This window comes from Kitasatospora sp. MBT63 (assembly GCF_000710465.2).
Classification (GTDB): domain Bacteria; phylum Actinomycetota; class Actinomycetes; order Streptomycetales; family Streptomycetaceae; genus Kitasatospora.
Map to the genome: position 1 here is coordinate 1 of NZ_JAIZ01000074.1, position 20,197 is coordinate 20,197.

25 protein-coding genes and 1 pseudogene are annotated in these 20,197 nt (G+C 70.1%); 2 read left to right on the forward strand and 24 right to left on the reverse strand.

Translation table 11 applies throughout. From position 1 onward, the window contains the following. Positions 1–13: 13 nt before the first annotated feature. Complete coding sequence (locus AA75_RS05155) at positions 14–616, reverse strand: helix-turn-helix domain-containing protein (RefSeq protein ID WP_199520265.1); 603 nt, start codon at positions 614–616, stop codon at positions 14–16. A gap of 260 nt (positions 617–876) precedes the next feature. Between AA75_RS05155 and AA75_RS05160 the strand changes: the two genes are divergently transcribed. Further along, entirely contained in the window at positions 877–1,812 is a 936-nt protein-coding gene (locus AA75_RS05160; RefSeq protein ID WP_043463880.1) for a hypothetical protein, read from the forward strand. Positions 1,813–1,947: 135 nt separating this feature from the next. Here the strand turns inward: AA75_RS05160 and AA75_RS05165 are convergent, their stop codons facing one another. The 9 genes from AA75_RS05165 to AA75_RS05205 all read right to left on the reverse strand — a co-directional run bounded on the left by AA75_RS05165 (position 1,948) and on the right by AA75_RS05205 (position 10,902). Then, a complete protein-coding gene (locus AA75_RS05165) occupies positions 1,948–2,532 on the reverse strand; it encodes a hypothetical protein (protein WP_149037953.1) in 585 nt (194 codons plus the stop codon). 130 nt (positions 2,533–2,662) lie between these two features. Next, positions 2,663–3,649 carry a hypothetical protein gene (locus AA75_RS05170; RefSeq protein ID WP_149030218.1) on the reverse strand — a complete coding sequence of 329 codons (987 nt, stop codon included), beginning with the start codon at positions 3,647–3,649 and terminating at the stop codon, positions 2,663–2,665. Positions 3,650–3,920: 271 nt separating this feature from the next. Next, positions 3,921–4,664, reverse strand: coding sequence for an aminoglycoside phosphotransferase family protein (locus tag AA75_RS05175; protein WP_033818554.1), 744 nt, complete (start codon positions 4,662–4,664; stop codon positions 3,921–3,923). A gap of 119 nt (positions 4,665–4,783) precedes the next feature. Beyond that, entirely contained in the window at positions 4,784–5,359 is a 576-nt protein-coding gene (locus AA75_RS45180) for a phosphotransferase family protein (protein WP_082526264.1), read from the reverse strand. Between the two features lie 486 nt (positions 5,360–5,845). After that, positions 5,846–6,352: a hypothetical protein gene (locus AA75_RS05180; protein ID WP_033818555.1), complete on the reverse strand. Its 507-nt coding sequence runs from the start codon at positions 6,350–6,352 to the stop codon at positions 5,846–5,848. A 407-nt stretch (positions 6,353–6,759) separates the two neighbouring features. Next, a complete protein-coding gene (locus AA75_RS05185; protein ID WP_033818556.1) occupies positions 6,760–7,065 on the reverse strand; it encodes a hypothetical protein in 306 nt (101 codons plus the stop codon). 395 nt (positions 7,066–7,460) lie between these two features. Then, positions 7,461–8,840, reverse strand: a complete 1,380-nt coding sequence (gene murF / locus AA75_RS05190; RefSeq protein ID WP_033818557.1) for a UDP-N-acetylmuramoyl-tripeptide--D-alanyl-D-alanine ligase — start codon at positions 8,838–8,840, stop codon at positions 7,461–7,463. 206 nt (positions 8,841–9,046) lie between these two features. Beyond that, positions 9,047–9,823 (reverse strand): hypothetical protein, encoded by a 777-nt coding sequence (locus AA75_RS05195; protein ID WP_033818558.1) that lies wholly within the window; start codon positions 9,821–9,823, stop codon positions 9,047–9,049. A 449-nt stretch (positions 9,824–10,272) separates the two neighbouring features. Beyond that, complete coding sequence (locus tag AA75_RS05205) at positions 10,273–10,902, reverse strand: hypothetical protein (protein WP_033818560.1); 630 nt, start codon at positions 10,900–10,902, stop codon at positions 10,273–10,275. Positions 10,903–11,287: 385 nt separating this feature from the next. Here AA75_RS05205 and AA75_RS05210 point away from each other — a divergent pair, with 385 nt between their 5' ends. Continuing rightward, complete coding sequence (locus tag AA75_RS05210; protein WP_033818561.1) at positions 11,288–11,854, forward strand: hypothetical protein; 567 nt, start codon at positions 11,288–11,290, stop codon at positions 11,852–11,854. Between the two features lie 90 nt (positions 11,855–11,944). Here the strand turns inward: AA75_RS05210 and AA75_RS05215 are convergent, their stop codons facing one another. From AA75_RS05215 to AA75_RS49030, 14 genes and pseudogenes are all read right to left on the reverse strand, one after another. Next, positions 11,945–12,949, reverse strand: coding sequence for a hypothetical protein (locus AA75_RS05215; RefSeq protein WP_033818562.1), 1,005 nt, complete (start codon positions 12,947–12,949; stop codon positions 11,945–11,947). 166 nt (positions 12,950–13,115) lie between these two features. Next, positions 13,116–13,691 (reverse strand): hypothetical protein, encoded by a 576-nt coding sequence (locus AA75_RS05220; RefSeq protein WP_033818563.1) that lies wholly within the window; start codon positions 13,689–13,691, stop codon positions 13,116–13,118. 169 nt (positions 13,692–13,860) lie between these two features. Further along, positions 13,861–14,037 (reverse strand): hypothetical protein, encoded by a 177-nt coding sequence (locus AA75_RS49020; protein WP_158515438.1) that lies wholly within the window; start codon positions 14,035–14,037, stop codon positions 13,861–13,863. Beyond that, complete coding sequence (locus AA75_RS05225; protein ID WP_033818564.1) at positions 14,034–14,423, reverse strand: hypothetical protein; 390 nt, start codon at positions 14,421–14,423, stop codon at positions 14,034–14,036. Before AA75_RS05225 ends, AA75_RS49020 begins: the two co-directional genes overlap by 4 nt. Before the next feature lie 93 nt (positions 14,424–14,516). Continuing rightward, positions 14,517–15,107, reverse strand: a complete 591-nt coding sequence (locus AA75_RS05230) for an AAA family ATPase (protein ID WP_051811878.1) — start codon at positions 15,105–15,107, stop codon at positions 14,517–14,519. Positions 15,108–15,200: 93 nt separating this feature from the next. Then, on the reverse strand, positions 15,201–15,380 hold the full coding sequence (locus AA75_RS47065; RefSeq protein ID WP_149037955.1) for a hypothetical protein: 180 nt from the start codon (positions 15,378–15,380) through the stop codon (positions 15,201–15,203). After that, positions 15,377–15,523, reverse strand: coding sequence for a hypothetical protein (locus AA75_RS49025; protein WP_158515439.1), 147 nt, complete (start codon positions 15,521–15,523; stop codon positions 15,377–15,379). The genes AA75_RS47065 and AA75_RS49025 overlap by 4 nt, the downstream gene beginning before the upstream one ends. 94 nt (positions 15,524–15,617) lie before the next feature. After that, entirely contained in the window at positions 15,618–16,124 is a 507-nt protein-coding gene (locus tag AA75_RS05235) for a hypothetical protein (RefSeq protein ID WP_033818565.1), read from the reverse strand. Between the two features lie 526 nt (positions 16,125–16,650). Then, the gene (locus tag AA75_RS05245) at positions 16,651–16,881 is read right to left on the reverse strand and encodes a hypothetical protein (protein ID WP_033818567.1); all 231 of its coding nucleotides are present in this window, start codon (positions 16,879–16,881) and stop codon (positions 16,651–16,653) included. Next, on the reverse strand, positions 16,847–17,203 hold the full coding sequence (locus AA75_RS05250; protein WP_033818568.1) for a hypothetical protein: 357 nt from the start codon (positions 17,201–17,203) through the stop codon (positions 16,847–16,849). The genes AA75_RS05245 and AA75_RS05250 overlap by 35 nt, the downstream gene beginning before the upstream one ends. Further along, complete coding sequence (locus tag AA75_RS05255; protein WP_033818569.1) at positions 17,200–17,664, reverse strand: hypothetical protein; 465 nt, start codon at positions 17,662–17,664, stop codon at positions 17,200–17,202. The genes AA75_RS05250 and AA75_RS05255 overlap by 4 nt, the downstream gene beginning before the upstream one ends. A 284-nt stretch (positions 17,665–17,948) precedes the next feature. Then, positions 17,949–19,115: a hypothetical protein gene (locus AA75_RS05260; protein WP_149037956.1), complete on the reverse strand. Its 1,167-nt coding sequence runs from the start codon at positions 19,113–19,115 to the stop codon at positions 17,949–17,951. A 5-nt stretch (positions 19,116–19,120) separates the two neighbouring features. Then, the gene (locus AA75_RS05265; RefSeq protein ID WP_033818571.1) at positions 19,121–19,585 is read right to left on the reverse strand and encodes a hypothetical protein; all 465 of its coding nucleotides are present in this window, start codon (positions 19,583–19,585) and stop codon (positions 19,121–19,123) included. Between the two features lie 17 nt (positions 19,586–19,602). Further along, a pseudogene (locus AA75_RS49030) lies at positions 19,603–20,197 on the reverse strand (hypothetical protein); the annotation flags it as partial.

Here is a 20,197-nt window from a genome sequence, read left to right on the forward strand (position 1 = left end):
GACAACCTCACTCTCACCAGTGAAGATCACCAACAGCATCGTCCATCCGGGCCAGAGCCGTCGCGGACAGATCGTTCAGGCCGATCGCAATCCCGACCGAGTGTCCGCACCGGTAGGCCTCCGCCAGCAGACCCCAGGCCTGCCGCTGCTGTTCGCCGGTGAACTCGTGCGCGGCGGTGTGCAGCTCGACCAGCAACCCCGGCAGCATCGCCACCATCGGCTTGTACTTCGCGGCCTGGGCCAGTGCGTTCACCTGCCGTACCGCCGCCCGCAGCGCTGGCAGGGCCCGCGGGCGCACGACCTCCTGCGGCGGCAGGTCGTACAGGTCGAGCGTCGTGCGGATCGGCCCCATCAGCGGGACCAGCGGGTCATCGGCCATGCCGTCACTGTACGAGGGCGGCTGCAGGTCGCCCGGCTCAACTCCCAAGGCCCTGGCGACCGCTGCCACGAACTCCGGCGTCGCCGGCTTGTGCCCGGACACCACCTTCGTGAGCAGGCTGTACGAGACGTGAGCACGGTCGGCGAGCTGCCGGTGGCTCAAACCCCTCACATCCTCGTAGGCCGCGATCCGCTGGCCGATGCTGATTCCGCCTGGAGGTGCCATGCTGGTCCCCATCCCGTGCATGCCTTGAACCCGTGTGCACGGGACCGTACCCCCAAAGCCGCCCGCCCACAGATCGTTTCAGCAGCCACGCCGAGTTCTGCTCGCCGAGGATTCGCGATCCGGGCCGATGCGGGGTGGCGCCCTCGGCTGTGGAAGCGGGTGGCGGCGGAGCAGAGCAGTGCCAGCAAGGCCGCCCGGTGTGCAAGGCCACTTCGAGACACGCCGAGCGCTAATGTGCGGCCAGGACAAACCCGGGCTGGGAGAATGCCGGTATGGACTGGGCCCACTTGGGTGTTGACGCAGCTCGCACATTGGTATGGCCCGTTACGATCCTTGCCGTTATCTTTCTCTTTCGTCGCCAGATTCGCGATTTGCTGCCTCACGTGCAAGAGGCCGAGTTTGGTGGATTGAAACTGCGGCTTGACACGCTTCAGAAGCAAGTCAAAGAATCCCCTGAGAATACGCGTCGCCGATTGTCGTCAGAGGACCTAACGGCCACGCGGTTGGCGATTGAGGAACAGCTCATTGGGCTCGGTCAAGTCAGGCTGGGATTTAATCGGCGCCGGATCCGTAGCCCCGAGGCCTTGGTGTCCGTGTTGTCTGACAAGGACGTCCTCAGCGAGTCTGTCGCCGCATCCCTGACGGACTACTTCTGGATCACTGATCAACTGCTGCGTGCACCCAGCATGGACGACAATGAAGCTATGCATGCTCTTTGTGTCGGGGACATGCTGTTCGCCAATGTCCGCCATAGGTACTTGGTCGAGCATCTTGTGTATGACTTCAAGAGTCATGGCACCTGGTGGCCTCCGCCAGGCGAGCCGAACAAGTATCATTTCTGGTCGGTAATCGCCTCCGAGGTGCCCGAATTTGATTACAGATACGAGGTGCTGACCGAAGCGGTTGGGAGGTTCAAAGAACGCGACCAGCGGGCTGAGATGCCGCTTCCGACGCTAGCGGAATTTGTTGAGATCCTGAAGTTTAGGCGTGAGGAGATTCTTCGGGTTCTGGATCTCCCGTGGGGGACTGAAGCTGCGGCGAGAATGAGGGATCAGGGGCGTAACTGGAATTGGCCTGAAGAGTGGGGGCACATTGGCTGGCATGGGCCCGTTGTCCGGCCTGATGCCCCCTTTGAGGTGGAGAAGCAGTTCTTCCTGACCGCGCGGGCGATCGAGCTTTACTCCAACCGATTGTCGACGCTCGGTTGAGTTACATACCCTCTGAGATTCCCAGTCAAGGGCTTGAATTCAGACTTCGAGGCCAGGCGTTTCCAACAAGCCCAAACTGGCAGGGCCTGCGATGAGACGGCGGAGGTCGGCGTCGGCGCAGCTACTACGGCGAGGTTACTCCGAACCTGCCTGCGGTCCCGGAGGGTTGGCCAAGCCAGTCAGTTCGGCCGCCTCGTTGCCGCTCAGGTGTATCCGATGGGCGAGGCCCCTTCCAAGGCTGGCTACCCTGTCCCAGTTTGCCTGCAGCAGGGCGTCCGCAGCGGGCCTGAACTGCCAGAAGAGCAGGGCCGGGCCGATGAAGGCAGGCTCCGGAAACCGCCCCTTGAGTACCCCGACGGCCTTGCTCTGGTCGTCGCGCGCTCCTCGTTCGACAGCCCACGCCCGCTCCGGCGACCACAGCCCCTGGTTGATAAGCCACCGCTGGTGAGCCCGTTCTCCGGCCGCCAGCATCGTTAGATAGGCCGACTCGGGCACCTCGTACGTGACCGAGGTGCAGCCGTTCACCGCGACGACTGGGGCGCAGTTCAGTTCCACCGCCTGGGAGGTGAGCTCGACATCGACGACGTGGATGCCGAGAAGGAGAGCGGCAACGGCGTGCCCGGCCTCGTGTACCGCGGCGCCGACGAGATCGACTGCCGGTTCCAGGTCGAGTACGTGCGTATCGCAACACCAGGTATCGGGGCCCTGAAGGTACGTCATGGTGGGGCTGCCGTCGGGCGCGGTGCCTATGTAGTAGCCAGGGTGCATCACCCGCTCAGTCTGGCAGCCGGTTGTGGGAGCGCTGTCCTACTGTACGAAGAGTGGCCCTTGAACGTGCTCCGATGCCCACTCACCCCCACATGAGACCCTCGGCATCGGCAAGCTGGCAGAGACGGTAGTCGCGTCCACCCACAAGCGTGTAGGTGAGTGTCACGGCCGCCTCCATTCTGGCCACACCAGTGACGGCAAGCCCGACGCCGTTTGCCATCACCCCAACCTGAAGCTTCGAAACTCGCTCTTGTTGGTAGACGTGCTCAAACTCGGCGGGTACTCCGGCAGCGTAGCCAGCGAGTTCGTACTCCCGAACTAGGCGTCCGGGTGTCAGAAGAGCTTCGGGGGCTAGCAGAAGCCCTCCGGGCACAGGAGTCGTATCCCTGGCTGGGGAGACGTCGATGCGCTGGCCGGAGCTGACCGTCGCGCCGTTCTTCGCAGTGATGCGGAATTGCTCCACGGCCACGGTGACCGGCAAGAACACCAAACACACCTGCCCGGCCTCAGCGATGAGCGTCGAGGTGACTGACGACAGGACCGTGGCCTCGCCACCCATACCGCTGCCAGCGATCTCGATGCTCCAGCCAAGCTGCCGGCTGCGGTCGCTGGTCGTCTTGTAGGTTGCGGAGCAGCCTGCTGCGGGATGGGCCGCCAGGACGAACAGGGGCAAGCGAACCTTAATGAGCTGGCGGTCCTCAACGGCAAGTCTGTGGCCCGCGAACCAGTCGCGAAGTCGGCTCAACGCACTGTTCCGAGCTCTCTCATGAACCTGTCCGGCCTCATTCAAGAGGTCCTCGGGGGCCCGGATGTACGCCAGGGGCTGAGACTTCCAGAACGCTCGTACCGCATCCGAGGCTTCAGCCTGTGCAGCCCGAAGGATTTCTATCCCGCTGGCTACTTCGTCCGGCGGTAAGCCGAGAGCCTGCAGGGCCGCTGCGAACTGCTCGGGACGCTCGAAGGCGACAACATCCCATCCGCGCACCCGCGCAACGGACTCGGCCTCTAGCGGCAGGTCACTACCTTGAGCAGCCCATGATGGAGGAATGGGGTGATCGGGCGCTGCCATGCCCGCTCCTTCCCGCGACGGTACGAGTCCTTCCAGTGTCACGGGTGCCAAGCCCAGCGCCTTAGCTAGACGCGTTGACTCGCCATTACGGAAGGTGGCACCACCCAAGCAGTCGACGATGGGTTCGGGCGGGGATCACCGCCGTGGCGACCAGGGGGCAAATCATTTGGTAGCAGTCCCCACCGCTCTCGATCGGGCTACCGGATCGGCCGAAGGCCGATGCTAGGGCCTGCGACCCACGGCTTGCCTCAGCTATCGAAGAACGTGGGAGTCACTTCAGGGCGTCTTCAAACACCTTGCGGTGCTCAGCGGTGTGTGCGTGCTCACGCCGGGACCAGGCGATGCGATCCGAGATCTGCTGGGCCGTGGCTTCGACAGCCAGAAAGCCGACCTGCACCTCTGCCCAGAAACGGACATTACGGGCCTGCCGTTCCAGCATCGCGTCAACGAGCACAGCACGCTCAGGACCGGCCAGGCCATACGCATCGGCCAGCACGCGCACCTGAGTGGCCTGAACATCCACGGGAGGAGCCTCTGACTTCGACGACAGGCACCACAGCCAGGACATATACCCGATGTCCTCCAGTGGACTGCCCGGCGCGGCCATGTCGAAATCGATGAAGGCGGCCGGCATCTCGTCCTGAAAGACGGCGTTGTTCGGACCCAGGTCGTGGTGGCACACGACCTGGTGCTGACCGGCAAGATCACTGCCCCGGGTGGCCTCGTGCATCGCCCGGGCCAGGGCGCCGGCCGCAGCAACCTGCGCGTCGGTCCATGGCCGGAACTTGGGCGGAACCCAGCCCGGCAGATAGCTGAAGGTGTCCCGACCTTCCTGATCACGACCGAGATATCGCGGGGCCCCCGTGAAGCCTCGACTCTCCAGCAGATCAAGCAGGGAGGCGACGAACGGTGAGGCGGCCGAGGCCGGTCGCCGGACCGTGTCACCGATGCGGACGACGCCGGAAGTGATGCGGCCTCCCCGCAGGGGGACGACCTCGTCATCAGTCTCGGGCATGCCACTGGTTCCCTTCCATCGCCACTGTCCATGATGCGGCAGTCACACCGGGCCGCTGCCCGCGGCAGGCCGCCCACGCGAGATGTTGACCCGCGCCTTGATCGTTCGATCCAGCTGTGTCAGGCAGCTGTCGAGGCGCGCTGTTCCCCGAGGCTTCGCGAGCACCAGCGCTTCCCAGGTCCAGCGCATGAATCGTGACCGGCGTCATGTCTCATGAGACACGCTGAGCGCGAAGAACAGGTCCACGCGGCGTAGCCCACGTCCTCCAGGGGCGAGCCGGGGGCCGCGGTGTCGAAGTCGATCCATGCGACTGGGATTCCGTCGACGAAGACGGCGTTGTTTGGGCCGACATCGTGGTGGCATACCACCGGCGAGCGGCCGGCCAATTCGCTGCCTCGCGTGGCGTCGTGCATGGCGCGCAGCAGCGCACCGGCCGTCGCCACCTGCTCGTTCTTCCAGACCTGGAAGCGCGCCGGAACCTCACCCGGGAGATAGCTGAGAATATCCATTCCATCGTCCTGCCCGAGATACTTCGGGGCGCCGTCGAATCCCCGCTGTTCGAAAACATTCAGGAGAGCGGCAACGAATTCTGACGCATCTGACACCGGCCTGCGCACGGAATCACCGACCCGGACAAGACCTGGGGTCATCCGCCCGCCGGAAAGTGTGATCGCGCCACCAGGCGCATCAGCCATTGCAGCCGCTCCCTCAATGGTCCTCAGACGTTTCGGTCGCGGGCTGGCCCTGCACAGGATCCCTGGTGTGAGCGGCCCCGCGATCGAAGTACGCGCCCGGCAAGGGCTCTCAGCCTACAGCGGCGCGGCCTCGGGCGGGCCCTGGCATCCAGCAGAAAGCGGCGTATGCCGTCCGCATCGCGGCCGGACCATCCTGGAGTGAAGGAGAGGAGGTAGGGGTGCCGAAGACACGGAAAGTGGTGGCGGGCCCCGGCCGGACGCCCTTCGACCTACTGCTGGAGCTCGCTCGTCCAGGGAGCCTTCGGTCTCCTCGGCGATCAGGGTGATTCTCAAAGCGACTCCCGGCACAGCTGACGTGGATAGAGACATCCCTAACGAGAAAGGAGCGTAGCCCTTGACATCTCGTCAGAAATGCCTCTATCCACGTTCACTCTTGCGAGTGCCTTTGCCCGCTCCTGGGGCGGGCTGCCTGGAGCGCCGGCGTTCTCAGTTCGGGCCGGAGATTCGGGACGCCCAGGCCTCCACCGTGGTCGGGGTCCTCCAGGCTGGGATGGGCGCGAGCCCGCCGATCGTCACCGGGACGGGGCGGGCGGCGATCCGGTACCGCTCGGCAAGCACGTCGGCGGCCCACTGCGGCGGCTCCGCCGAGGGGAATGCATCCGGGGCCCAGCCCGGCGGCTCGTCGGGGTGGTGAGGGATCGCCTCCTGCACGACGCAGACCATCGCCTGCGCCTGATAGCCGTCGGCGGGGGCTGCGGCCTGCTGCCAGTCCTCCGGCAGTCGGCGGCAGTCCAGGGTCTGCACGTTCGACCCGCACATGCCGAGCTTGCCGTCCTCCGACACATACAGGGCCTCGGGCAGCGGGAGGTGCCGAACGACCTGCGGGTCGTTGGTGCTGATGATCAGCACCGCGTTTGTGCTTCCGTCGTTGAGTCCCACGGTGACGGGCGTGAAGTACACGTACGGGGGGAGTTCGGGCGGGGTGGCGGGCATAGCAAATCCTCTCCCGCACGCCGTAGGGGCGTACGGACGCGGTCAGGGAGGCGTGATCGCCTCGACCTCCGCTTGCGCAGAGAAGAACAGCATCACCGTTTGCCGGTGAACGCGAGAAGGATGCCACGGACCACCGACAACAGGCCCGCGATCACTGACGTGCAGACAGGCCACGCCCGAGAAAATGGGTGTGTGGGGGCTCGACCTCGACGCCCACCCGGGCCCGACCAGACACCGATGATTCGCCGGATGCACTGGCCACTGCGCTCGGTGAGGAGCTCCCAGCTGGCGTCGGTGGCGGCGCATCGGCGCGGACGTGCAGGTTGTCGCCGCCGGGCTGGTCACGGTCGATGCGGTGCACGGTGCGGCCGGTGGCCGCGAGCGCGGGACGACGGGGAAAGCCGGTTCTACGCTGTCCGTCGACTCCACTCGGGTTCCGGTACCAGGGCTTGGGCGTGATAGCCGAGGGCCGCACCGAGGACCGTCATCCAGAACCGGGTGCCGCTGCACCGCCCGGTGAGCCACTGGTAGGTGGTCCAGACGGACACCGCCAGGTGGATCACGGAGAGCACGATGATCGCGATGCTGAGGGCGATGACGATGTGAGGAGCACGGCGCTGGCTGCGTCGGACCACCGCTCTCTGAGCTGAGCAAGCGGCGAGGACCATCGTGGCGAAGGCGATGATGTAGATCGTGAAGAACGGAGCACTCACCAGCTTGTCGCCCCGTCAGGACGCCGGCGGCTTAGGGAGGGCAACCGGCGGGCTGTACAGGGTGAACAGCCTAGACCCGGTCCTGGCCCGCACCGGCCGCCACTTGCAGAAGATCTTGAAGATTGTCCGTGGGGTAGTCCGGAGTAGGCGACTTACAAGCTGCTGGCCCCGCCGTCCGCTACGCCCACCCGCTTCAGCAGGGCCAGATGCTCATCCTCGACAACAACCGCTTCGGCCACGGCCGGCGGCCGCTGCCCACCGCCGGCCCCGATGGGCAGACCAACCCCCGGACTCTCTGGTCGTCCACCGTCGCCTGACCAACCAGCCCCAGTACAACGGTGCGCCGTGGCGGACTTCCCGCCACGGCGCACCGCCGCGTCCAGCACGTGGGCTGGTCAGGCCGGAACCGTCACCAAGTCCTTCACCAACTCCTGCAGCCCGGCCGACAGCGACGCCTTCACCACCACGAGGTCACCGCGGCGCAGCAGGTCCTCCAGCAGGCGGGCCGCGGACTGGCGGTCGGCCACCAAGTGGGTCTCGGCGCCGCCATCGCGGGCACCGGCGGCAGTGTGCTCGGCGTCGCCGTCTCCGATCGCGACCACCAGGTCGGTGCCGAGCTCGGCGGCCAGGGCGCCGACGGTGCGGTGCTCGGCGGCCGAGGCCGGGCCGAGCTCGCGCATCTCGCCGAGCACCGCGACAGTGCGCCGCCCGCCCCGCATCGCGGCCACGGCGCGCAGCGCGGCGGCCATCGAGTCCGGGTTGGCGTTGTAGGCGTCGTCGATCACGGTGACGCCGTCCGGGCGGTCGTGGCGCTGCATCCGGGAGCCGGTGGAGGCCACCGCCGAACTGAGGGCGTCGGCGATCTCGGCCGGGGCCAGGCCCGCATGATGGGCGACCGCAGCGACCGCGAGAGCGTTAGAGACGTGGTGCTCGCCGAGCAGCTGCAGCCGGACCTCGGCCTGCCCGGCGGGGGTGGTCAGCAGAAAGCCGGCCCGGCCGCCCTCGTCCACCACGACGTCGGTGGCGCGGATCTGCGCCGCCTCGGAGCGGCCGAAGAATAGCACGCTGGCGCTGGTGCGGGCAGCCATCGCCGCCACCAGCGGGTCGTCGGCGTTCAGCACCGCCAGCCCAGCCGGCCTCAGCGAGGCGGGCAGCTCGCCCTTCGCCTTGGCCGTGTCCTCCTTGCTGCCGAACTCCCCGGCGTGGGCGGCGCCGACGTTGAGGACGACCGCGACGTCCAGCGGGACCATGTCGGTCAGGTAGGTCAGGTGCCCGATGCCGCGGGCGCCCATCTCCAGCACCAGGAACCGGGCGTCCGCCGGGCAGCTGGCCACCGTGAGGGGAACGCCGATCTCGTTGTTCTGCGAGCCGACCGTGGCGTGGGTGATCCCCGCCCGCGCGAGGACCTGGGCGAACAAGTCCTTAGTGCTGGTCTTCCCGGACGAGCCGGTCACCCCGATCTTCGCCACGCCCGGCATCCGGTCGGCCTGCCAGCGGGTCAGCTTGGCCAGGGCCACCATGACGTCCGGCACCAGCACCGCCGGTGCGCCGCACGGCCGCGACCCCAGCACCCCGGCTGCGCCTGCCGTCACAGCGGCGCTGGCGTAGTCGTGTCCGTCCACGTGCGCGCCGGCGAACGCCACGAACAGCGAGCCCAGGGTGATCTTGCGGGAGTCAACCACCAACGGGCCGGTAACCAGCGCGTCCGCGTCCGGCACCTGGTCGAGTCGGCCGTCGACCACCGCGGCGATCATGTCCAGGCTCATCGGCTGCATGGGCTCCCCTCTCACTTCCGTCCACTGACCGTGCACCGACCGTACCCCTCCGTCGCCGCCGGGGCCGAACCGGCTGGCAGACGCGTTGGGTCGCGCCACCCACCTGCCTCGGCCTGGGAGCGGACAACCCCTCGCTGAGGCGGGCCTATAGGCGAAGGCTCCACCCGAGTGCCGGATGGAGCCTTCGCTGGGGATGGGCGTGCGGGTCAGGTGGCCGTCGCTAGCGCGATGGCGTGGCGGCCGGCTGCGTTGGCCCGCTCGATCGCCTGCTCGTGCCGTTGCTTGTCCGGGCCAGAGCGGGTGGGCGTCAAGCTGATCGCGTCGGCCGCCTCGATGTCCGCGAGGTAGACCTCGACCGCCGCCGCGAACGAGTCCATGGCCGCACTGCTGTGGCTGCTGGCCATGTCCTGCGCCAGCAGCCAGAAACTCCCGGCCAGCCCCTTGTGGTCGGGACCGTCGACGGACGTCAGGAGGAAGGTACTGGCCGCGACACTGGCCAGTGCCCGCCGAGCCCGCACCGCCGATGCCCAGGTGACGCGGTCGAGATCCCGGCCGGGCAGCAGGTAGTGGCCCCGGGCCTCGGCGAGGTGACGGGCAACCGCGGCGCGCCCTCCGTCGACCCGGGCCCGCAGCAACTCCAGAGCGGCACTGATGATCACCACCAGGACGCACATCGACACGATCATGGGCTGGAAGAAGTCGGGCTGCTTCGCGTCCGGCTGCGCAGCGGCCATCAACCGGGGCATCCCCCAGCTCAGCCCTACCGCTACGGCGGTGGCGAGGACGACGCTGATGAGAAACCCGCGTGCAGCCAGCGCCAGCCGCCCGTAGTCGAAGCCCGCGGTCCGGGGCAGGGGCGCGGACGGGTCGGTGAGCACCTGGGGATGCTGTCGTGCGAGCAGGCGCACCGTCTCCCTGACCTGCTTCGACAGACCGGGGTCCACGATGACGGCATCACCCTGGCCGGACCGGAACAACCCCATCAGCACTCCCCATCGCACGTCGCCCACATGGCGGCCCTTTCATTATGGGGCCGCCGGCTGACAGGCCCCAGGGACAAGGTGCCCCCGGACGGCGTGCGACAGGGACACACGCACCGGACGACGCCACGCAGGAGGATCCAGCCCGTACGCGCCGACGGCCTACTCGAACCCCGCCGCCCGCAGTGCGGCGAGCAGCTCGCCGACTGCCTCTGGTGTTGGGCTCTCGTGCACTCGCGCGGAGGCTTCCTCGATCCGGCTGCGGTCCTCCGCACTTAGATCACGCGCCCGGGCCCCGAGCTGGTCAAGATGAGCGGTATACCCCGGCGCGGGGGTGAGGTCGTCCACGCTGAACATGATGGCCCGTCAGGCCGTGCCCGCGGAGGGGTTCACCGATCCGGGGCACGGAGTCTGACGTCTGGCCTGGTTAGCGGCCGGCGGCGGGACAGGGGCTACTGTGCCGGGGGCTCGTCGATCTCGGCCTTCACCGCGGCCCAGCGCGCCGCGCTCGCCTCCATCTGCTGCTCCTGCCGGGCCCTGTCGCGTTCCCGGCGCCGTGTCCTCACATAGGCGGCCACCGGCTTGTCGGGCGGGCACTCGGCCGCCCAGCGGGATTCCTCGGCCAGGTCGGCGGCGACCGGCGTGGCCTGCTCGGTAGCAGCGGTGGCGTAGTGGAGTGCCTGGGCCACCACCGCGATCACAGCATCGGCGAACGCGGGGGTGGTGAGCTTGTCGGTCGCCGCGATGTACGCCGTCGGAAAGTGCATCTCCGCCGCGGGGGCCATCATCGTCCACTCGCCGGCCGGAAGCTCGGTCGGGTGCAGCCTCTGGACCAGCATGGTGGCGTGGGCGTCGACCCGCCGCTGCAGGCTCTCGTCGTCCGGATCGCCGCTGAGGTGGTTGGCCTGGCCGACCTTCACGTGCACGGTGAGTTGGCCGCAGGCGTAGCGGGCGGTCAGGTCCCGGTCGATCTGCACCTGGTCGAGCCCGGAGCCCAACGCGAGAGGTGCGACCTGCCGCAGCCCCGGGAATGCCACGGTGACGGCGGGGACGATCTGATCGGTGGCGGTGCTCTTGAACACGACGGCTCCTCCTGGATGGTGACGGGGGTGCACACCCGTGGCGGGGCCCGGGTGTCGCCCTGCGCCGTGCAGGGAGGGCAGTGCGCGCCCGAAGGGGCGTTGGATGATCCAACCCCGCGCATGCGGGGAGAAGTCGGCCAGCCATCACCTGGCCGTCGGCTGTCGCTGCGCGACGGGCCGCCCTGGCGTCATGATGGCAGATCGCCGGGGCCGAGGGGGTGCCGCAGCGGGTAAGGCCCGCGGAACTGCCCGGGCCGGAGTGCGTCCGGCGGGGCCCGGCCGCCCCGGCGGCCTGCGGGGTCACCGGCCGACTCTGCAACGAACGCGCGCCCCGGGCGCCGCCGAGGGCCGGTGTCCGGCTTCCGGCCGGCTCGTTGGACGGGGTGTGCGCAGCCGAACTCCAGCCCGCGCCAGGGGCCTTGGCCCCCTGGCGGCGGCCAACCTGGCAGAGGTCCCCGAACCGGGCGGGCGGCTGTCGCCCGCGGTCTCCGGCACGGTCTCCGAGCAGCGAGCCGCCCTCGCCTCCTACCAGGCCGCAGTCGCGGACCTCCGGGAGGAGCTGGACGGGGTCGACGCGGAGGTACTCCAGGGCGAAGCGGTGGAAGGGCGGAGCCACGGCGATGAGGGCCTCGCGCAGTCAGTGGACCGGACGGTGAAGAGGTACCTCGAGCTGGCAGCGGACTGGGACGCGCAGTTCCGGGAGCTCGGCCGGCACCTGGTCTGGCTGTGTCCGGGTGGACTGCCGGAACGGCTCGCCGAGTTCGGGCAGGCCGAGGCCCGCGCGCTCCAGGAGGCGGTCACCGGTGTGCTGCGGGCGGTCGCGGTGCTCCACCACGGGCAGAGCGGGCCCGATGTCGACCGGACGGGCTGGTGGCTTCCCGGCGGGGACGTCCCGCAGGTGCCGTCGGGCGGGCGCGTCCTGAACCTGCCCGGAGGGGAGCGGGCCGGCTGACCCGGCCACCGAGCACTGCACGGGCCCCTGGGCGCCTGGCCGGCCCGCGCTGGGGCCGGCCGCCAGGCGAATCGGGCCCTTGCGGTTGCCCTAGGGGAGCTGGCGGCTAGTGTCCGAGCGGACCGGCAGCACGGTGGCTGCGGCGTCCTGGGCCGCCTGGAGCGCGTCGGCGAGGGCCTCGCTCACCACCGCGGCGGACGCGCTGAGCGAGGTGATCCCTTCCACTCCGATCCGCGCGGCGGCGGTCCCGGCCACCAGGTCGCGCACCTCGGCGCTGCGCGCCTCGATCCCCTCCGCCACCGCCTGGTCGGCCGCGAGCCGGTCGACCTCCTGGGCACGGGCGGCGTAGTCCTCCAGCGCCTCGACCTGTTCCTTGGCTCCGGCCAGGACGGCGTCGAGCATCTCCCGCTCGGCCGCCAGCAGCTGGTCGACCTCCGGGCTGTCGGCGACCGCCGTGGCGGCGGCCTGCGCAGTCCTGCTGTAGCGGTGCAGGGAGTCGGCGAGGTCCCACAGCAGTTGCGGGAGCTGGATCCGGTTCGCGGTGCCCAGGCCGCCCAGGTCGTCCTGCTGGAGCCGGGAGGCGAAGATGATGTCGATCGCCTGCTGGGCCCGGCCGAGCAGCAGGGCGGCGTCGGTAGTCAACCAGCTCGGATGGACGTAGCGGCCAGGGGCCTGGTCGATGTGGTGGTTGATCTCCGCGTCGTGGCCCGTGTCCAGGAACACCTGGAGGGCCGCGAACCCGGCCCCGGCGATGAGCAGAAGCAATCCCATCGCCAAGCCTGCGTCGACCGCGTTCCGCATGAACCTGTCGAAGGGCTCGTACGTGCCCATGTCGATGTCCTCGCCGAGCCCCCCGCACGCCTCGAAGATCCAGATCCCCAGCGCCAGGGCCCCGCCTCCCGCGGCCGTCCCCAGGCTGCGGCGCAGCAGCTTCCCGTTGGTGCGGGAGCGAAGTCCCAGCCGGCCCGTCTCGTCGGCGTCGGCGAGGAGTTCCGGGCAGGCGTCGGCCACGTGGACCAGGGCGTGTTGCGTCTGGGCCGGGACGGCGGGGTCGAACACCGGCCTCGCCCCGGGCTGCTTGCTCAAGTCGGCCATCGGTACTCCCGGTTCGCGCATCGTCAGGTCCCCGACCGACCTTCGGGCATGGTAGCGCCCGCCGCTGTCGGTCAGCTCCGGGTTTCTCGGCGGCCGGTGCGGGCGGCGCCGCCGGTCGTGGCCGGCCGGAGGCGCCGCCCGTGTTCCCGTGCGGTCGGGGTGCGGACTACTGCAGGCCGGCCATCAGCACGCGGCGCAGGTACTCGTCCGTCATGCTGCGCGGCCACTGCGAGACGGGGTCCGGCATCCGGTCGAGAAGCCAGGCCCAGCCGCGGGCCTCGACCGCCGTCAGCGGCTCGTCGGCGTCCTCGCGGGCGTCCAGGACGTCGTAGGCGGCGGCCGGGGGCGTGCCCGTCGCGAAGGTGTAGCGCTGGCGGTCGAGGTCGATCTCGGCCGCCCAGCCCGTGCCTTGCCAGACCGCGAAGTGCCGGCCGACGCCGGCCGGGCCGACCCGGTAGAGGCTCTCGGCAAGGACGTTGCGGCACCACGCGGTAGCGGCCTGCTGGTCGGGGAACCGGGTCCACTGGTTCATGGTGTGCGGTGCGATCTCCCCCAGGCACCCGAAGACGTCGCGCCGGCCGAACACACCGAAGTCGGTGCTGACGGCCTGGACGCAATGACCGCGGTACGGCAGCTCGAGGAGCACGGTCCCGGCGGCGAGGGCCGCGGCCAGTTCTCGGTCGGAGGGCTGCCCGTCCGGGCTGTCGCCCTGCTGCTGCGGGGGGTGAGGAAGTGCGTTCACGCTCGTGTCCCTTCTGCGCGCCGTCCGGCGCGCGCGACGTGCTGCTACAGCTCTCCCGGACTCGTGCTCCGGCCGCCGGACTGCCGCCGGAGGCCGGACCGATTGTGGCCGGTGCGCTCCGCGGGCGGCACCGATTCCCGGCAACTCCCGCGATGCGCACCGGCTGGGGCTACGCGGCGAACTTCGTGAGAATCGCGGCCAGGCCGATGGCGCCGATGGCGAGGATGGAGCTGACGTTGGCCCAGATCAGCAAGGTCATCTTCCACTCGCACAGCCGGCTGAGCTTGTGCAGGCGTTCGGCCCGCTGGTCGACGGCGAGGGCGGCCGGGATCTCCTCCGGCTTCATCGCCGCCCAGCGGGTGAAGCTGGTGGCCGGGTGCGGTCGAGACGGGGTGTCACCACCACGGTGGCCAGCACGGTGGCGAACAGGGTCGCGGCCATACCGACGGAGGCCAGGACGAGGGCGGCCAGCGGCATCTTGGGCATGAGGGCGATCCCGGCGATGGCCGCAGTGGCGGAAGTGAAGATCAAATTGCTCTTCGGCTCCGTTCGCAGCAGGTCGCCGGTGACGGCCGCCAGCTCGTCGACGAGGGCATGGTCGGCGGTGTAGGCGGACGGCGTGCCGCCAACGCCGGCGGTGGTCTCCGCCGTCGCGCTGCCGCTCGGGGTCGGGTTGGGCACGGTGGGCATCGGCCCGACGGCCTGGCCCGTGGTCGCGTTGGTGGCACTCATCCGGAGTTCTCCTTCGTGGTGATGGGGCGTGCTGGGGCCGGGCCGCGCCCGGAGGCGCTGCCCGGCGGTTCGGTGCGGAGCTCGGCGTGCTGGTCAGGTGCCACGGTGGTGGAGGATCTCGTCGAAGCCCTCCACGCGCAGGAGTTCCAGGAGTTCGGCGGCGACGCCGATCTCCCGGTGCTGCTCGCGCAGAACGGCCTCCGGTACGCGCAGATGATCGGGCCTGAGCGCGTTCCGCTGGAGGCTGGTCTCGACCGGGGTGTCGACCCAGAGCGCGACGGCTCGGCGGCCGTGCGCGTGGGCGAGGTCGACCAGGTGCATCCTGTGGTGACTCCTGCTGGACACGTTGTCGATGTACGTCGTTCGGCCCCGGCTCAGTCGCATGGTCAGCAGCTGGTGCTGGAGCAAGATCGCGTCGGGGGTGGCCGACTGGTCACCGGCCGCCGAAATCAGGGCGCGGAGACGGTCGAGGCCGACGACCTGGTCCTGCACGCCGGCCAGGAGCCAGGACTTGCCGGAGCCGCTGGCCCCGATCATCACCACGGCATCCCCGGCTCGGACCAGCCCGAGGACCTGGCCTTCCGGAACCTGGTGGCCGCTGTCGAAGGTGGCGGTGCCGGCGCTGCCGGCCCCAGGGCCGTGCTCGACCTGGTGGCTGTGCCCGGACGAAGACGTGGTGCTCATCGAGGGATTCCCTTCGCTGTGGAACGGCAACGGCCCCGCCCGCACTGCCGTCCGGCGGTCGCGGGCGAGGCCGTCGTGGTGGTGGCCGGGTGGTCAGCCCAGGTTGTCGGCGGCTTTGCCGATCAGCCGCTCGCCGACGTCGGCCGCCGCGGTGCGGGCCCGGTCAAGCACGTCCAGGACCGGGCGGTCGCTGGTGCGCTGCCGCGCCATCGTGTCGGGCTGGCTGGAGCGGGGCTGCCCAGGATTGGGCAGCCCCGGGGTGGCGTGCGTCACTTCCGGCGCCCGAGCCAGCCTCGGCGGACGCCGGTCTCGGGCTGCTCCGGCTGGGAGCGGACGAGGACGACCGGCATCCAGCCGTCCCACGCCTCCACCCCGCCGATCCGGCTGCGCAGCAGGGCCACGGCCTCCGGGCTCATCGACCGCCACGGCACGAAGCGGTCGGGAGCCGCTGACGGTGCGGGGTGATCAGTGGGCCCGCCGGATCGGGCCGCGCCGGGCGGCCCGACCGCGTCAGGTGCCAAGCAGCGCAGCGAGGAAGCCGTCGGGCCACAGGCGGGCTTCGATGACGGCGGTGAGGACCGCGGCGAGCGGCCAGGTCTTGCCGGTGCGGCGGGCCCAGCGCAGCGCGACGGGGTGCCAGGCCGTCGTACGGAGCAGGTGGTGGACGAGCAGCCAGCTGACCGTGACGGCGAGGGCCATGCCAACGTCGGCGAGATCGCCTCGGGTGTTGACGTCGAAGTACGCGAACGCGAAGGCGAGGTAGACGGCGAGCACGGCAAGACGGTCGGCCAGCCAGGCGGGCCGGTCCCGCCAGCGCAGCCCTTCGACGGCCCGGCGCTGCTGGCGCATGCGAAACTCGATCACGGCCCAGCGGCCGAACGCGGCCCGGTGGCGGAGGGCGCTGCGGACCGCATTCCGGATCGGTGGGTGGGTGTGGCCGTAACTCCAGGTGATTTCGCGCAGCACGTCTTCGATCTGGTCAAGTGCTGCGGTCCGGGGGTCCAGCGGTTCGGTCATGGCGGTGGCCGGGCCTTTCTGGGTCAGGTGGGCAGGATGGCGTGCGGCAGACCGGCGTCAGGTGCCGTAAGGCAGGACCCCGGCGACACCCAGGACGTATCCGGCAAGTCCCATGACTGCGCCGTCCGCCAGGGCGAAGCACGCGAGACCGAACACGGCGACGGCCCCACCCAGGCCCCGGCGGGCCAGAAGCCGCGATCGGGCGCCCCCGGCCGGCGGGAGCCAGGGACTTACCGCGGACCGGAGGGCACGCAGGGGCCGCGAGCGCCGGGTGACTGGCAGCATCAGGGCGAGCAGGAGCGCGGCGAGGGCCAGAAGCGCGGCGACTCGCAAGACGGTGACCAATGTGAGAACTCGATTCGTTCGAGGTGCTCACCAGCACGAGGCTGGCGGCACTGGGTGCGGAGAGGCCGGGCGCCCCGACTGCGCCGATCGCAGCGGGCCACCCGGCCACGGAGGTGCAGGTGGTCTGTCACCTCTGGGGCGAGGTGTCCAGACGACGTCATCGGCGGGCTGGCGGTGGGTTCTAGCTGCCGCCGCTGATCACGCGGGCCATGGCCTCGAAGGCGTCGATCGCGCGGGTGTCGAAGGGCCCGTGCCCGGCTTGGATGTCCTCGCCGAGCTTGCTGTAGAGGCTGGCGGCCTCGCGGTCCCTGCCTTCCTGCGCGGCTTGCTCGGCGGCGGCCGTCCGGCGTTCGATCTCTTCGTCGTCGAGACCGTGGTCACTCAGCGGGGGTCTCCACCGGAAGGGCGGCACCGGCCACTCCGCCGGTGCCGTCGCCCACCAGCTGCGCCGGGTCGGTCCCGACCCGGCGCAGCTGGTGGAGTTCCTCCTCCAACTCCAGCAGACGCAGCAGCACGTAGGGCGCGCGCTGTCCCAGGACGCCGAGGAGGTTCTCGCAGTACAGGTCTTCGGGCTCGTGCTCGTGGCCCTTCATCTGCAGGACGATCTCGACGGTCGACGCGGTGGTCGCGGCGCTGGCGGCGGTGGTGGCCGTGCCCGCGGCGTCCGGCGTCCTCAGTGCTGCGAGCAGATCGGTGCGGATGTCCGGCTGCAGCAGCCTCAGTTCCCCGGTCATCCCCGCCTCCCGGCGGACAGGATCTCGGAGCGGTCGTAGGGCAGGGGGGAGAGCGCGGTCGCCCAGCCGCCGGCCGCCTGGTCGAACCGGACGGCGTTGTCGGCGACGTAGGCGACCGCGCCCGGCTTGACGTTGGTCACCAGTACCCGGCTGTCCTGCCAGTAGGCGTGGCGCTGCGCGCACACGACCGTCTTCAGCCCGGTGTGCTTCTCGACCCAGCGGGCGACGTTGGGGTGCTGGTCGTGGTGACGGGCGGTGACGATTGCGAGGGACCATCCGCCTGCGGACCGGAACTGCAGCTCCTCGAGGGCGCCGGGGATCGGCGGTCCGTAGACCTCGCCGCCGCGCCATCCGTCGTTCTGGTCGTGGATGACGCCGTCAAAGTTGATCATGATGGTTCCGGCGGACGGGGAGCCGGCCCGGGCGAGGGTCAGCGCCCGGCTGTACAGCCAGTTGGACATGTTGCTTCCTGTCTGAGGTTGGGGTGCCTGCCGGCCTTCCGAGATGCCCTGGGCAGACGTCGGGAGGGGTGCGGCAGCTGGTGCTGCCGCACCCCCCCGGGGCTGGTAGGGCGGTGGTAGGTCACGGTAGGGCCGGTAGGCGGTTAGGTATTTGTGCAGGTCGGGGCGCCGGTAGGGCGATTCGGTAGGGGGCGTGGCCATGCCGGTGAAGTGGGGGAGGGGCGGCCCCCGGCCGGCCCCGGCCGGGGTGGTGGAAGGGGCGGTTGCGGGGCTGTCGGCGAGGGTCATCCGGCCATCTCCCGGGGGGCCTTGGCGGGGGTGCTCCGCGCCCCTTCCGGGACCCCCCGGGAGGGGGTCGAGGAGGCCCCGGGAGGGGGCCCGGCGGGGGCCTCCTGGGGGGTGTTGTCGGGGACCAGATGCGGGGGCAGCAGGGGCTCCCGGCCGAGGGCCGCGGACAGCTCCTTGAAGTCGACGCCGATCCGGTTCCTCTTCTTGCCCGCTACTGTCAGTGGCAGCGGGTCCCGGAGGGGGATGCCGATCCGGCGGAAGTAGGCCGCTAGGGCGGTGGTGTCCCAGGCCGGGTCGGCGATCAGTCCCCGCTGCTTCAGGTCGGCCAGCATGTCCTCCAGATGGACGCCCTGCCGGATGCCGCGAACACCCTCGGCGTACCGGGCGGCAACCGCGTGCTCCACGTACATCCTGAAGCGGTCCGCGATCTGCTCCGGGGACAGCACCCGCTGCTCCCCCGCCGGGTCGTCCTCGAAGGCCTCCTCCTGCTCCTCTTCGGGCTGCTCCTGCTCCTGCTCCGGCTTCGGCTTCTCGGCCTTCGGCGCGGGCAGCGGCGCGTAGACCCACGCGGCGGCGGCCCAAGGCACCAGCACGATCGGCATCCAGATCGCCGGGTTGTGGGGCAGGTAGTAGACGACCAGGAATCCGCCGAAGAGCAGGCCGCCGAGCCGCAGCATCCACCCGGGGAGCTCCTTGCCCTCCGCCTGCTGGGGCTGCGTCTGCGGCGCCGGCTTCTCCTTCACTGCGGAGGCCGGAGGCCGCTTGGCGCCACTCCCCTTCGGCCTCCGCGCGCTGGCCCCCGCCTTCGCCTTTCCGCCGACTCTGGCGGGCGCCGCCTTGGCCTTCTTGGCCGCCGCGGCTTTCGCCTTCCGCTTCCGGACGATTCCTGGCGCGAAAATCTCCAGGGCATCGCCGTCGATGATCCAGACCACCGTCTTCCTGGCGATGACCCAGGTCCCGAGCGCCAGCGACTTCATCGCCTGGATGCCGACGACGTACGGCAGCGCCGCGTGGAAGGTGGCGGACAGTGCCCGCGCGACGCGCTTGGGCGCCCCCTCCACCTCCTCGGCCTCGTCCTCCTCCTCGACGTCCATCTCCTCGACGTCCATCTCCTCGACGTCAGCGGCCGGAGCGGTGGGTTCCTTGGTCAGTACGGCGTCCACGGCCATCACTTCCCCAGCCCAGGCACCATGTTGGCGACGTAGGTGACGGCCATGCTCCCGATCGACCACCAGCCGCCGGCGGTGGCGTAGAGCACACCTGCGGAGAAGCCGAGGATGCTCGCCCGCCACTTGCCGTGGGTGCGCAGCCAGAGGATGGCGGTGATGCCCAGCGCCACGCCGCCTGGGCCCCAGGAGGCGGCGATCGGTCCGGTCGCGCTGGTGATGGCGTCGTGCGGGCCCTCCCAGCCGGCCGCCCCGTACAGGCTTGCGTTGATGTAGCCGGCGAGGGCGAGGTGCTCCCACTTGAGCTTCCCGGCGATCTTCGGGTTGGCCCCGTTCTTCAGGACGGCGATCTGGCCGATCGTCCCGACTCCGGCCAGGCCGGCGGCGGTGATGACGCCGAGTCCGGTGCCCACGGAGGTGGGGGGGGCGGCGGCGAGCTGAACGGCGGTGTTGAGAATCTCGGACATGGCGGGGTGACTCCTTTTCAGGTGAGGGGCATGGTGACGGTCAGGGCGGCCACGAGCGCGGTGGCGAAGGGCATGCGCAGGACCCAGGCGAGCGGCGGGTACCAGCCGCGGGTGCGCCAGCCGATCAAGGCGCCGACACCGACGAAGGTCACCGACATCCAGAACTGCTCGCCGGGGCCTTGGAACCAGAGGATGAGGTGCTGCGCCTTCTCCAGCAGGTCGAAGCCCCAGGCCGGGACCACAGGGCCGACCCACTTCACCGTCCACAGCACGCGGGCCCTGTGCCAGCCGTTGCCCGTCTTGTTCGGCGTGGCCTTGAGGACCTCGGGCAGGGCCCGCTTGAACCTGGACTTCTCCTTGGCCTTCTCGTCGCCGACCTTGACCTGGACCGTGACCTCCTGCTCGATGTCCTCGAGCTCCTCGGTCGGCGGCGCGGCGGGCGGGGTGGGCGGAGGGGTCTTGTGCAGGGGGCAGGAGCAAGCGGTGAACTGCCCGCCGCAGTGCGGGCACTTCGAGTCGTTCGCCGGCGGGCCCTCGGAGGGAGCGCCGGGGCCGGGGCCGCGGCCGTTCCACCCTCCCCCGCTGCCGCCGCCGGCCTGGGCGGCCGGACCA

Bases quoted from the DNA above. Each gene is read 5' to 3' on its own strand.
- AA75_RS05155 (WP_199520265.1), bottom strand. From the start codon at position 616: ATGGGGACCAGCATGGCACCTCCAGGCGGAATCAGCATCGGCCAGCGG.
- AA75_RS05250 (WP_033818568.1), bottom strand. From the start codon at position 17,203: ATGACCGGGGAACTGAGGCTGCTGCAGCCGGACATCCGCACCGATCTG.
- AA75_RS05175 (WP_033818554.1), bottom strand. From the start codon at position 4,664: ATGCCCGAGACTGATGACGAGGTCGTCCCCCTGCGGGGAGGCCGCATC.
- AA75_RS49025 (WP_158515439.1), bottom strand. From the start codon at position 15,523: ATGAGCCCGGAGGCCGTGGCCCTGCTGCGCAGCCGGATCGGCGGGGTG.
- AA75_RS45180 (WP_082526264.1), bottom strand. From the start codon at position 5,359: ATGGCTGATGCGCCTGGTGGCGCGATCACACTTTCCGGCGGGCGGATG.
- AA75_RS05195 (WP_033818558.1), bottom strand. From the start codon at position 9,823: ATGGGGTTGTTCCGGTCCGGCCAGGGTGATGCCGTCATCGTGGACCCC.
- AA75_RS05180 (WP_033818555.1), bottom strand. From the start codon at position 6,352: ATGCCCGCCACCCCGCCCGAACTCCCCCCGTACGTGTACTTCACGCCC.
- AA75_RS05170 (WP_149030218.1), bottom strand. From the start codon at position 3,649: ATGGCAGCGCCCGATCACCCCATTCCTCCATCATGGGCTGCTCAAGGT.
- AA75_RS05160 (WP_043463880.1), top strand. From the start codon at position 877: ATGGACTGGGCCCACTTGGGTGTTGACGCAGCTCGCACATTGGTATGG.
- AA75_RS05165 (WP_149037953.1), bottom strand. From the start codon at position 2,532: ATGACGTACCTTCAGGGCCCCGATACCTGGTGTTGCGATACGCACGTA.
- AA75_RS05265 (WP_033818571.1), bottom strand. From the start codon at position 19,585: ATGTCCGAGATTCTCAACACCGCCGTTCAGCTCGCCGCCGCCCCCCCC.
- AA75_RS05235 (WP_033818565.1), bottom strand. From the start codon at position 16,124: ATGACCGAACCGCTGGACCCCCGGACCGCAGCACTTGACCAGATCGAA.
- AA75_RS49020 (WP_158515438.1), bottom strand. From the start codon at position 14,037: ATGAAGCCGGAGGAGATCCCGGCCGCCCTCGCCGTCGACCAGCGGGCC.
- AA75_RS05215 (WP_033818562.1), bottom strand. From the start codon at position 12,949: ATGGCCGACTTGAGCAAGCAGCCCGGGGCGAGGCCGGTGTTCGACCCC.
- AA75_RS05230 (WP_051811878.1), bottom strand. From the start codon at position 15,107: ATGAGCACCACGTCTTCGTCCGGGCACAGCCACCAGGTCGAGCACGGC.
- murF (WP_033818557.1), bottom strand. From the start codon at position 8,840: ATGCAGCCGATGAGCCTGGACATGATCGCCGCGGTGGTCGACGGCCGA.
- AA75_RS05225 (WP_033818564.1), bottom strand. From the start codon at position 14,423: ATGAGTGCCACCAACGCGACCACGGGCCAGGCCGTCGGGCCGATGCCC.
- AA75_RS05255 (WP_033818569.1), bottom strand. From the start codon at position 17,664: ATGTCCAACTGGCTGTACAGCCGGGCGCTGACCCTCGCCCGGGCCGGC.